Origin of the sequence: Rhodococcus sp. NPDC058532 (assembly GCF_042719255.1) — a bacterium.
In the GTDB taxonomy this organism is placed as follows: Bacteria; Actinomycetota; Actinomycetes; order Mycobacteriales; family Mycobacteriaceae; genus Rhodococcus_G.
The window spans coordinates 1,817-5,138 of the sequence record NZ_JBHXNU010000025.1; the positions used below are offsets into that span (position 1 = coordinate 1,817).

The following is a 3,322-nucleotide window of genomic DNA, read 5'->3' on the forward strand; positions in this document are numbered from 1 at the left end:
ACGCGAGTGTTTGTCTCTGGGAAGAAAACGACGAGCGATCGTGGTTGTCACATCGGCCTGGTTTTCCGGGTGCTGGTGGTAACGATTGACACGGTTGTTTGTGTGTTGTTTGAGAACTGCACAGTGGACGCGAGCATCTTTGTTGTAAGTAATGAAGAGCGTACGGTGGATGCCTTGGCACCAGGAGCCGATGAAGGACGTAGGAGGCTGCGATAAGCCTCGGGGAGCTGTCAACCGAGCTGAGATCCGAGGGTGTCCGAATGGGGAAACCCAGCACGAGTGATGTCGTGTTACCCGCACCTGAATATATAGGGTGTGTGGAGGGAACGTGGGGAAGTGAAACATCTCAGTACCCACAGGAAGAGAAAACAACCGTGATTCCGTGAGTAGTGGCGAGCGAAAGCGGAGGAGGCCAAACCGTGTACATGTGATACCCGGCAGGGGTTGTGTGCGCGGGGTTGTGGGATTCATTTTGTCGATTCTGCCGGATCGGCCGACAGTAAGAAATCATTGTGTTAGTCGAAGTGGTCTGGAACGGCCTGTCGTAGAGGGTGAGAGTCCCGTAGACGAAAACATGGTGACTGTCGTAGTGAACACCCAAGTAGCAGCGGGCCCGTGAAATCTGCTGTGAATCTGTCGGGACCACCCGATAAGCCTGAATACTCCCTGGTGACCGATAGCGGACTAGTACCGTGAGGGAAAGGTGAAAAGTACCCCGGGAGGGGAGTGAAATAGTACCTGAAACCGTGCGCTTACAATCCGTCAGAGCCTGTGAGTGACTTGTCACTGCGGGTGATGGCGTGCCTTTTGAAGAATGAGCCTGCGAGTTAGCGGCATGTCGCGAGGTTAACCCGTGTGGGGTAGTCGTAGCGAAAGCGAGTCCGAATAGGGCGTTTTAGTGGCATGTTCTAGACCCGAAGCGGAGTGATCTACCCATGGCCAGGGTGAAGCGACGGTAAGACGTCGTGGAGGCCCGAACCCACTTAGGTTGAAAACTGAGGGGATGAGCTGTGGGTAGGGGTGAAAGGCCAATCAAACTCCGTGATAGCTGGTTCTCCCCGAAATGCATTTAGGTGCAGCGTCGCGTGTTTCTCGCCGGAGGTAGAGCTACTGGATGGTCTAGGGGGCCCACAAGCTTACCGAAATCAGCCAAACTCCGAATGCCGGTGAGTGAGAGCGCGGCAGTGAGACTGCGGGGGATAAGCTTCGTAGTCGAGAGGGAAACAGCCCAGATCGCCGGCTAAGGTCCCTAAGCGTGTACTAAGTGGAAAAGGATGTGGGGTCGCGAAGACAACCAGGAGGTTGGCTTAGAAGCAGCCACCCTTGAAAGAGTGCGTAATAGCTCACTGGTCAAGTGATCCTGCGCCGACAATGTAGCGGGGCTCAAGTACACCACCGAAGCCGCGGCATTCACATAAGCCCGCCTTTCTCCTACGGGGGAGGGGCCAGGTGTGTGGATGGGTAGGGGAGCGTCGTGCAGCCATGGAAGCAGCGGTGTGAACTAGTTGTGGAGGCTGCACGAGTGAGAATGCAGGCATGAGTAGCGAAAGACAAGTGAGAAACTTGTCCGCCGAATGACCAAGGGTTCCTGGGCCAGGTTAATCCGCCCAGGGTGAGTCGGGACCTAAGACGAGGCCGACAGGCGTAGCCGATGGACAACGGGTTGATATTCCCGTACCCGTGTGAACGCGTCAATGGTGAATCAGTGATACTAACCGTCCTGAAGCCGCTTGCTTATCCTTCGGGATGGTGGGTGTGTGGATGCACGGGACCTGAGCTGGTAGTAGCCAAGCGATGGGGTGACGCAGGAAGGTAGCTGGGCCAGTGAGTGGTAGTACTGGTGTAAGCGTGTAGGGCGAGTGGTAGGCAAATCCGCCATTCATATAGCCTGAGACGTGATGCGTAGCCGAGTGAGGCGAATTCAGTGATCCTATGCTGCCGAGAAAAGCCTCTAGCGAGTTTTCACACGGCCCGTACCCCAAACCGACACAGGTGGTCAGGTAGAGAATACTAAGGCGATCGAGATAACTATGGTTAAGGAACTCGGCAAAATGCCCCCGTAACTTCGGGAGAAGGGGGACCTCTGCTGGTGACGAACCTTGCGTTCTGAGCTGGTGGGGGTCGCAGAGACCAGTGAGAAGCGACTGTTTACTAAAAACACAGGTCCGTGCGAAGTCGTAAGACGATGTATACGGACTGACGCCTGCCCGGTGCTGGAAGGTTAAGAGGACCGGTTAGCCAGTAATGGCGAAGCTGAGAATTTAAGCCCCAGTAAACGGCGGTGGTAACTATAACCATCCTAAGGTAGCGAAATTCCTTGTCGGGTAAGTTCCGACCTGCACGAATGGCGTAACGACTTCTCAGCTGTCTCAACCATAGACTCGGCGAAATTGCATTACGAGTAAAGATGCTCGTTACGCGCGGCAGGACGAAAAGACCCCGGGACCTTCACTATAGCTTGGTATTGGTGTTCGGTTCGGTTTGTGTAGGATAGGTGGGAGACTGTGAAGCGGGCACGCCAGTGTTTGTGGAGTCGTTGTTGAAATACCACTCTGATCGTATTGGACATCTAACCTCGGACCATGATCTGGTTCAGGGACAGTGCCTGGTGGGTAGTTTAACTGGGGCGGTTGCCTCCCAAAATGTAACGGAGGCGCCCAAAGGTTCCCTCAGCCTGGTTGGCAATCAGGTGTTGAGTGCAAGTGCACAAGGGAGCTTGACTGTGAGACTGACAGGTCGAGCAGGGACGAAAGTCGGGACTAGTGATCCGGCACCGGCATGTGGAAGCGGTGTCGCTCAACGGATAAAAGGTACCCCGGGGATAACAGGCTGATCTTCCCCAAGAGTCCATATCGACGGGATGGTTTGGCACCTCGATGTCGGCTCGTCGCATCCTGGGGCTGGAGTAGGTCCCAAGGGTTGGGCTGTTCGCCCATTAAAGCGGCACGCGAGCTGGGTTTAGAACGTCGTGAGACAGTTCGGTCTCTATCCGCCGCGCGCGTTAGAAACTTGAGGAAGGCTGTCCCTAGTACGAGAGGACCGGGACGGACGAACCTCTGGTGTGCCAGTTGTCCTGCCAAGGGCACTGCTGGTTAGCTACGTTCGGAAGGGATAACCGCTGAAAGCATCTAAGCGGGAAGCCTGTTCCAAGATGAGGTTTCTCACCTCCTTTGAGGGGGTAAGGCCCCCGGCAGACTACCGGGTTGATAGGCCAGAACTGGAAGTCAGGTAACTGATGTAGGTGACTGGTACTAATAGGCCGAGGACTTACCACAAAGAAGCTACGCGTCCACTGTGCGGTATCTGAAACAACACACATGTT

The 3,322-nt window shown here is 55.1% G+C and carries 1 rRNA gene; it reads left to right on the forward strand.

Annotated elements, in window-relative coordinates:
- The first annotated feature begins 142 nt into the window (after positions 1-142).
- A 23S ribosomal RNA gene (locus tag ACFWQG_RS20255) occupies positions 143-3,275 on the forward strand.
- Positions 3,276-3,322 lie beyond the last annotated feature (47 nt).